The sequence below is a fragment of the Candidatus Aquicultor sp. genome (genome assembly GCF_054640775.1).
This window is the reverse complement of the sequence record NZ_JBTSLF010000115.1, coordinates 1-8,524: the sequence shown is the minus strand read 5'-3', so window position 1 is coordinate 8,524 and position 8,524 is coordinate 1. Positions and strand designations below refer to the sequence as shown.

Genomic DNA, 8,524 nt, shown 5'->3' with positions numbered 1-8,524 from the left:
ACCATAATGATGGCCTTTTTCCATCGTGGTTGGGTATCGTATTTTCTTTCGGGAGGCGTGTCCTTATCCTCTTCGTCCTCCTCCATCTGCAGCTCCGATTCGACCCCTGCGAACTTGACGTACCCTCCGAACGGGAGCGCCGTGGCCCCGTATTCGGTCTCCCCTATTCTAAACGAAAAGATTCTCGGGCCGGGAAGCCCGAACATGAACTCTTTAACCTTGAGCCCCATTATCTTCCCGGCTATAAAGTGGCCGAATTCGTGGATGAAGATAATCAAGCCCAGACCTATAAGTGCGATAAGGTAAAATATGTGGATTCACTCCTTTTCCTAGTAGACACTTTACAGAATAAGCTTTTATCAGTTATTTTTCAAATTGCAAGTAAGACCCCGTGGTGGAACAGCTTGGTGTGTATGCTCACCTGACCTGCTTAAACATACTGGAGCGATGTAATCAACTGATCGGCGTATTCTCTTGCCCAGCGTTCCGTTTCTAATACTATACCCAAATCCGTCTCATCACCGGGCTCATGTTTATGTATGACTTGCTTTATTATATTAGGGATATCTGTAAATCGTATCTTCTTGCTTAAGAAAGCGGCTACCGCCTGCTCGTTTGCCGCGTTTAGAACGGCCGGATATGTTTTCCCTAGCCGGATCGCCTCGTAAGCGTATGCGAGGCACGGGAAGTTCTGCATATCGGGCTTTTCAAACGTAAGCTTGCCGACCTCGACGAAATCGAGTGACGGAAGCGGCGACGGTAATCTGTCCGGGTACGAGAGCGTGTATTGGATGGGTATGCGCATATCCGTCTGGCCGAGGTGGGCTTTTATCGAGCCGTCCTCGAACTCTACCATCGAATGGATGATGCTTTGCGGATGAACGAGCACGTCGATTTGCTCGTAAGGCAGGTCAAAAAGCCAGCGCGCCTCTATTACCTCGAGACCTTTGTTCATCAACGTCGCCGAGTCGATGGTAATTTTCGGGCCCATCGTCCATCGGGGATGCTTGAGCGCCTCTTCCACCGTGACCGATTCCAGATCGCTAAATGTTTTTCCCCTGAACGGCCCGCCCGACGCGGTCACGATAAAGCGCTTTATCTCGCCCTTTTGCTCGCCTACCATGCATTGGAAGAGCGCGTTGTGCTCGCTGTCTACGGGGAGTATCCCGGCCCCGGTTTCTGCTCGCACTTTGGCGACTATAGCGCCGCCCGCAACCATCGATTCCTTGTTAGCAAGCGCCAGGGTCTTGCCCGCGCGTAACGTAGCCAGTGTAGGTCGCAACCCAACCGAACCTACCAGGGCGTTTAAAACCAGGCCGGCCTCAGGATGCGCTGCGAGCTGCTCGAGCCCTTCGATACCGGCCAGCACTTCGACATCAGCCAGTGCTCCCGCCATTCTTTGCTTAAGCTCTTTTGCTTTTTGCTCGTCGACGACAACGACCGTCTGCGGCCTTAACTCTTTTATCTGTTGTTCCAGCGCATCTATGCTTCTATTTACGGCCAGTCCGACTACATTGAAGAGTTCGGGGTATCTTTTAACGACATCTATCGTTTGCAGGCCTATCGACCCCGATGACCCCAGGATTACTATGTTTTTCAATATTCTTTAAACCCCACTATTATTACGTGATAAGCAGCCAGAAGTAGTATCCTACTATTGCGGTAAATATAACACTGTCGAATCTATCAAGAAAGCCGCCGTGGCCGGGGATAATCGCACCGGTATCCTTTACGCGCATCTCGCGTTTGATGCGCGACTCGACCAGGTCGCCTATCGGCGCCGCAAAGCCTATCAAGAGGCCCATGCCGATTCCTTCAACGAGGGTCAGCAGTACCCCCTGTTTTGCGACAAACGGTAACCACGGGAGCAGAAAGAGCCCCCCTAAGACGATTGCCGGTGTTACTAATCCGGCTATGCCTCCTTCAACCGTCTTATTAGCGCTTATTGTCGGCGCTAGCTTCCGTTTGCCGATCGCCCGGCCTATTGAAAAGGCGGCGATATCGCTCACCCACGTGCCGATAAACACCAACAACACCCCGATGCGACCCGCCTCGAGGTCGTACTGCAACACCATGTGGCTAAGCGAAAATGCGATATATACCAGACCGATAAAGGTGAGCCCCGTGTTAACGACGCTTCCCTGCGTCAGTATCTGCCATACCAGCGTTACGATGACCATCAGCGAGAGCGCTAGGACCAGACCGGTCGTTCCTCCCAGGAGTGCGCCCGCTACTATCGCTATTCCGCCGGTAACGCCGATTATTACATTCGGTTTAAGGTCTCTGAGCAGGAATATCGAGTAGAGTTCATCCAGACACACCACAACAATAGCCGCTACGAGCAGTGCAAAGAAGTACCTTCCCAACAACAAAAACAAAACGATGACCGGAACGCCGACCAGTGCGCTAATAATACGTTCTTTAAGCATTTGCAGCTCCTGTAAGTGCTCTCTCTTGTGCTCTTTTTGCTTTAATTAGTCTTCGTCTAATCCGCCGAATCTTCTTCTACGTGTTTGAAACTCTGCAATCGCTTGGACAAAATCTTTCTTGCTAAAATCGGGCCATAGCTTGTCTGTTATCCATATCTCAGCATACGCTATTTGCCAGAGGAGGAAGTTGCTGATTCGCATTTCGCCGCTTGTTCGGATAAGCAACTCGGGGTCCGGTATATTAGAAGTATACATGTAACGGGAGAAGATTTCCTCATCGAAATCGCTTGTCTCTTTACCTTCTTTTACGGCGGCGCACAATGCCTTTGCGGTATCCAGTATCTCTGCGCGCCCGCTGTAGTTAAGGGCGATTATCAGGTTGAGTTTCGCGTTGTCTTTGGTCCGCTCTATCGCCCGTTGAAAGGCATTTCGCGTGCTCTCGCGTACCTCATCCAACCTGCCGATTACGCCTATCTTGACACCCTGCCGGTCGAGTTCGTCGAGGTCTTTTTCAAGTTGCTCCTCGAACAGCTCCATCAGCCCAAGGACTTCATCCTGGGGTCTACGCCAATTTTCGGTCGAAAACGTGTAGAGGGTAAGATATTCGACACCGACTTCTGTCGCGATCTCGACGATGCTGCGTATCGCTTTGGCTCCGGCCCTGTGACCCGCAAGCCTCGGTTGCCTTCTCTTTTTCGCCCATCTTCCGTTGCCATCCATGATAACAGCGACGTGACGCGGTATTAGGCCCTTTTTTATTTCCTCTATAGAAAGGTCCTCGCCCGATTTATGTATCTTTCCGCGAAGACCCAACCCTATTTTTGCCAAACGCTTAAACCTTCTTTTCTAGACCCCGCCCCTAGACTTCCATGATCTCCTTCTCTTTGTGTTGCAGAAGGGCGTCGATTTCTTTTACGTATTTTTCGGTGAGTTCGTCGACTTTTTTCTCGGCGCGTTTTCTATCGTCTTCGGAGATCATCTTTTCGTCTTCGAGGTCTTTCAGGTCGTCACGCGCTTCATGGCGGACATTTCGGAGGCCGACCTTGCCCTCTTCGGCCATCTTTTTGATGAGCTTTACGAAGTCTTTTCTTCTCTCCTCGCTCAGCGGCGGGAAAGGCACTCTGACTACATTACCATCGTTCGAAGGATTAACGCCCAGGTCGGATGTCATGATCGCTTTTTCGATCGCCGCAATGGCCGATTTATCCCAGGGCTGGATGATCGCAAGCTGCGCCTCCGGCGTGCTGATGCTTGCCATCTGCTTCAGCGGCGTCTTCGTGCCATAATAGTCGACGTTTATCCTGTCGAACAGAAACGCCGATGCCCGGCCGGTCCGCACACCCGCGAACTCGCTCTTTATGGCTGTAACGGCCTTTTTCATCTTATCTTCGGACTGAGTGAGCACATCTTGCACCATCTTATTTCCCTCCTTGAACTACGGTACCTATATCTTGTCCTTCGAGTACTCGTTGGATGTTATTCGGCTTGGTTATATTAAACACAACGATAGGTATGTTGTTGTCCATACAGAGAGAAATAGCGGTGGTATCCATAACACGAAGCCCTTTGTTGAGAACCTCGATATATGTCAGCTCTGAGAAGCGCTTTGCATCCGGGTTTTTCTCCGGGTCTGAATCGTAGACGCCGTCGACTCGCGTGGCTTTTAGGATGGCGTCTGCGCCTATCTCGAGCGCCCTGAGCGCGGCCGCTGTGTCTGTGCTGAAGAACGGGTTGCCCGTTCCGGCGGCAAAGATTACCGTACGGCCCTTTTCTAGGTGGCGCATCGCACGGCGACGGATGTAGGGCTCGGCCACTTCCTGCATGGTTATAGCCGATTGAACCCTTGTGGTGACGCCTTCCCTCTCCATGGCCTCCTGCAGCGCCAGCGCGTTCATCACGGTCGCGAGCATGCCTATATAGTCCGCGGTGGTCCTGTCCATACCGCGCGAGCTGGCTTCAAATCCACGAAATATATTTCCACCGCCTACAACGATCGCGAGTTCGATGTGGTCGTCGTAAAGCTCTTTGATTTGCTGTGCGATAGAGCGCATAACTTCGGGATCGATACCGTAGCCGCCCGTTCCGGCGAGCGCTTGGCCGCTGAGTTTAAGAAGCACCCTTTTATACTTGTATTGAGTCATCTCTCACGCTCTCTTCCAATGTGGTAAGGTATATCCTTATAAATCACAACGCACAGCGGCTCGAAACTAAATAGTCTCGCCTAGCTCATAGCGCACGAAACGCCTTACGCCGATATTCTCACCGAGTTTGGCTGCGACTCCTCCGAGATAATCGGTCATCGTGATGTCGGCGTTCTTAACGAATACCTGCTCCATCAGCACTACCTGCGTGTAGTATTTCTCGAGCCTACCAGTGGCGATTTTATCTAAAACGTTGTCCGGTTTACCTTCTTCGACGCCCTGCGCGCGGTAGATCTCCACCTCTTTCGCGATAACATCGTCCGGAACGTCTTCTCTCGTTACATATAATGGATTGCCCGCCGCGATTTGCAGCGCGATGTCGTGTGCGAATTGCTTAAAGTCGTCGCTTCTCGCTACGAAATCGGTTTCGCTATTAACTTCTACTAGAACGCCGATTTTTCCTCCCGCGTGGATATATGATTCGACAACGCCCTCTTTCGCCTCGCGTCCCGACCTCTTGGCAAGAGACGCCAGGCCTTTTTTCCTTAAGATATCGGTCGCACCGACAATATCGCCGTTTGCTTCCTGCAGCGCCTTCTTGCAGTCCATCATGCCGGCGCCGGTTATCTTTCTCAACTCATTAACAGCTGCCGCTGTTATCTCCATTTCCAAACCCCCTTATATAATCCACATAAATCTGTTAATCAACTAAAACATTCCGCTTCCGACACTCAGTTACCCGCTTCCACGAGCATGAAAACGGGTAACCATTGTGTCGTATATCGAGTACATTCAGCAGTAATCGTTATTCAACTACTCTTATTATTTCTTAGCTTCCGCGTTAACTGCCGCTTCTTCGGTCGCTGCAGCAGGTTGCGGGGCGTCTTTGACGTTAGGCGCCGGTGTCTCTTCGGGAGCTTTCACTTCCTCAGGGGCAACTGCGGCGGCTTGCTCCTGGCCTAGCGCGGCATAGTACGTCTCACGACCCTCAAGGGCCGCATCGGCGATTACCCGTGTGATCAATGTGACCGCGCGGATTGCATCGTCGTTGCCCGGGATTACGTAATCGATCTCGTCCGGGTCGCAGTTCGTGTCGACGATTGCGACGATCGGGATCTCTAGACGCCGTGCCTCCTGGACCGCGATTCGTTCCTTGCGCGGGTCGATGATAAACACCGCTCCCGGAAGTCTGTTCATCGTTCTGATGCCCCCGAGGTTGCGCTCGAGTTTGACTTTCTCGACGCCGACCTTGAGAAGCTCTTTCTTGGACATATGCGACGGGGCTTCTTCCCCGATCTTCTCGAGGCTCTCGAGCCTTTTTACGCGGCCGTGGATCGTCTTGAAGTTGGTAAGCATACCACCCAACCAGCGATAGCTGATATACGGCATGGCCGCCTTGGTAGCTTCCTCGCGCACGGCTTCCTGGGCCTGCTTTTTCGTTCCGACAAAGAGGATTTGCTCGCCGTTACCGGCTACTTCTTTGATGAACGCGTGGGCTTTCTCAAGAAGCGCGAGGGTCTGCTGGAGGTCGATAATGTAGATACCGTTTCTCTCCGTGAAGATGTACGTCTTCATTTTTGGGTTCCAGCGTCGGGTCTGATGACCGAAGTGGACACCCGCCTCTAAAAGGTGCTTCATGGAAACAACTGCCATAGTTGCACCTCCTTTCTATGGTTTTTTTTCCTCCGCCGGCTTCGACTCCTGTTCGACCCGAAGGCACCGGAACAGAATCCACCAGCGTGTGTAATCTTTGGTAGTGTAGCATAAAGGCAGGTATTGCGGCAAGTGATTTGGGTCAGGCGGGATTATGACTCTAATGCCGCTACGGCTTCTTCAACGGTTGTAAATAGTTCAAGCCCTGTTCCTTCGAACATGCCCAGGTTTCGGAACTTTCTTATGATGTAGTTGTTGCGGTCGAGAATTATTCCTACGCGCTTTCCATTCTTTTTGAACTCTTCATGGAATCGAATAAGCACTTCGATGCCCGCGCTTGTTAAAAGTTTAATATCCGTAAGGTCGATTATTAGCCCTTGGGAGTCGATTGCGATGAGTTTCGGGAGCAGGTCTAGAACTTGCTCCTTGTCAAAGAGGTCAAACTCACCTGAAAGGGCAAGTGTTTGAATATCTGAGCCATCACTTTTCTTAATTGTAAGATCAATCACTCTCTTCACTCCCTAATGAGATTGCAAGGACAGCCACATCATCCGTAAGCTTGCCGCCGGCGCAGCGCAATACATCATCAAATAGTTCGCTCGGTACGTCTTTTGCTGCCGGTGCAGTTAAGTTTGCGATAAACTTAACCAATCTATCTTCCTCATAAAACTCGGAACCACAGCGGGCTTCTGTAATACCATCGGTATACAGCAGTAGTATATCATCTTTTCTTAAAATCTCTTTATGGCTTCGATAATCCATAGCCGGAAATGCACCTATGACGGGCGAGTATTTTGTAAGCAGCTCAACATTGCCGGAGGCTCTTTTTATTAGAGCCGGGGGATGTCCCGCATTACAGTAGGTGAGTTTTCCGGTCGCAATATCTAGAACAAAAAAGGTCACCGAAACAAAGTTGCCGGATGGACTTACGCGATGCACTAGATCATTTGTTTTTGACATGACCATAGCAGGTGTACTGTTTTCGTAAGCATGGGCTTTAATCGTGTTTTTAACGACTGTGGTAAGCGCCGTCGCTTCAATACCTTTTCCTGAAACGTCCCCGATAAATATACCGATTTTGCCGCGCCCCAACTCAAAGATATCGAAGAAATCTCCCCCGATTTTAGCAGCTTCCGTCGCAGAGCGATACAAAGACCCAAATTCGATTCCATCTATGTGCTCCGGCAGTGTCAGTAGGGATGATTGTAGTGTGTCTGCGATATGATGCTGGGACTCATACAGCCGTGAGTTCTCAATAGCTTGCCCCACGATATGAGCCATAGAGTGAAAGAGATCTAACTCCGCTTGCGTAAAGTCCCTTCTGCCTTCAAAAGATACCGAGAGTGTACCTACCACTTCATTCCTGTATTCAACCGGCAACACCACATACCGAGCATCATATACGCCTGCTTCTTTCAATACCTCGATTCGTTCCGGCGTCAGCTCCTCATCGTTATGAGTGAACATCCTTCGTTCTCTGATCGGTCGAACTGTCATTAGTGAGCTTTTCTCCACAGGTATCTCGCGAACCAAATCACGTATTGCCTGCGAGTAGCCAAATATTGCAAGTGATTTTAAGGTTTGCTTCTGCTTGTTATAGAGTTTAATGTCGCCTGCTTTCAACCCCAGGTTCCTATTGAGGGATTTGAGTATCTCTTCTGAGATTGTATGCAGGTCTACGCTGGTGGTTGCCGCAATAGCGACGTCTTGCAATAGCTTCGTGCGAGAGAGTTCCTTTTCGGTTTGCTGATGCAGGAAGGCGTTCTCTAAGGCAAGGGAGATCGAGGCTCCCAGCTTAGTTGCAAAGTCTATCTGGTTATTTGAAAAAACAACCGTGTCGGGATGGCTAGCAAATGTGAGCAATCCGACCGTCTCTTCATTAATTATTAAGGGAATCACAAGATTCGAACGACTGCCATATTTATGCATAACTTCTGGGTTTATCTTAGGGTCATTGTAGGCATCGTTGATGACAACGGGTGCTCTTGTCTCGGCGGCCAACACCAGATGCGGGATATCTTCATTATTAAAACGTTGACCAATGAACTCTTTAGGATACCTATATTTTATTGTCCACTCGTTTCCCTCGGGCACAGTTATCGATACAAGTTCAACACCAATAGCTTTGGCTGCCGATACAACGACCCTCTGCATGATCTCGTCGGCATTTAGCGTCGCGCCCATGATGGTATTGATGTCGTTGAGCGCTTCATCCAGCTCGGCAGCTTTCTTCTGTTGCTCGTAGAGACGGGCGTTTTCAATGGCGACGGCAGCTTGTGATGCAATACCTTCGACAAGCTC

Annotated in this window: 10 protein-coding genes; all 10 read right to left on the bottom strand. The window is 50.4% G+C overall.

Going from position 1 to position 8,524, the window contains the following annotated elements; genetic code table 11:
• The coding region (locus ACYC56_RS09875; RefSeq protein WP_461374012.1) for a site-2 protease family protein at positions 1-278 on the bottom strand (278 nt) is incomplete at its 3' end.
• Positions 279-430: 152 nt separating this feature from the next.
• Positions 431-1,603, bottom strand: a complete 1,173-nt coding sequence (locus ACYC56_RS09870) for a 1-deoxy-D-xylulose-5-phosphate reductoisomerase (RefSeq protein ID WP_461374013.1) — start codon at positions 1,601-1,603, stop codon at positions 431-433.
• Between the two features lie 19 nt (positions 1,604-1,622).
• Positions 1,623-2,429, bottom strand: coding sequence for a phosphatidate cytidylyltransferase (locus ACYC56_RS09865; RefSeq protein ID WP_461374011.1), 807 nt, complete (start codon positions 2,427-2,429; stop codon positions 1,623-1,625).
• A gap of 45 nt (positions 2,430-2,474) precedes the next feature.
• Positions 2,475-3,257, bottom strand: coding sequence for an isoprenyl transferase (locus ACYC56_RS09860; RefSeq protein WP_461374010.1), 783 nt, complete (start codon positions 3,255-3,257; stop codon positions 2,475-2,477).
• Between the two features lie 31 nt (positions 3,258-3,288).
• On the bottom strand, positions 3,289-3,846 hold the full coding sequence (gene frr, locus ACYC56_RS09855; RefSeq protein ID WP_461374009.1) for a ribosome recycling factor: 558 nt from the start codon (positions 3,844-3,846) through the stop codon (positions 3,289-3,291).
• A 1-nt stretch (position 3,847) separates the two neighbouring features.
• Positions 3,848-4,570, bottom strand: coding sequence for a UMP kinase (pyrH, locus tag ACYC56_RS09850; RefSeq protein ID WP_461374008.1), 723 nt, complete (start codon positions 4,568-4,570; stop codon positions 3,848-3,850).
• A gap of 66 nt (positions 4,571-4,636) precedes the next feature.
• Positions 4,637-5,236 (bottom strand): translation elongation factor Ts, encoded by a 600-nt coding sequence (tsf, locus tag ACYC56_RS09845; protein WP_461374007.1) that lies wholly within the window; start codon positions 5,234-5,236, stop codon positions 4,637-4,639.
• A 156-nt stretch (positions 5,237-5,392) separates the two neighbouring features.
• Positions 5,393-6,223 carry a 30S ribosomal protein S2 gene (rpsB, locus tag ACYC56_RS09840; RefSeq protein ID WP_461374006.1) on the bottom strand — a complete coding sequence of 277 codons (831 nt, stop codon included), beginning with the start codon at positions 6,221-6,223 and terminating at the stop codon, positions 5,393-5,395.
• A 152-nt stretch (positions 6,224-6,375) separates the two neighbouring features.
• On the bottom strand, positions 6,376-6,732 hold the full coding sequence (locus ACYC56_RS09835) for an STAS domain-containing protein (protein WP_461374005.1): 357 nt from the start codon (positions 6,730-6,732) through the stop codon (positions 6,376-6,378).
• A partial coding sequence (locus ACYC56_RS09830; protein ID WP_461374004.1) for a SpoIIE family protein phosphatase occupies positions 6,725-8,524 on the bottom strand: 1,800 nt, incomplete at its 5' end. The genes ACYC56_RS09830 and ACYC56_RS09835, both read right to left, overlap by 8 nt.

Excerpts from the sequence above, each read along its gene's own strand:
- ACYC56_RS09865 (WP_461374011.1), bottom strand. The coding sequence starts at position 2,429 with ATGCTTAAAGAACGTATTATTAGCGCACTGGTCGGCGTTCCGGTCATC.
- frr (WP_461374009.1), bottom strand. The coding sequence starts at position 3,846 with ATGGTGCAAGATGTGCTCACTCAGTCCGAAGATAAGATGAAAAAGGCC.
- pyrH (WP_461374008.1), bottom strand. The coding sequence starts at position 4,570 with ATGACTCAATACAAGTATAAAAGGGTGCTTCTTAAACTCAGCGGCCAA.
- tsf (WP_461374007.1), bottom strand. The coding sequence starts at position 5,236 with ATGGAGATAACAGCGGCAGCTGTTAATGAGTTGAGAAAGATAACCGGC.
- rpsB (WP_461374006.1), bottom strand. The coding sequence starts at position 6,223 with ATGGCAGTTGTTTCCATGAAGCACCTTTTAGAGGCGGGTGTCCACTTC.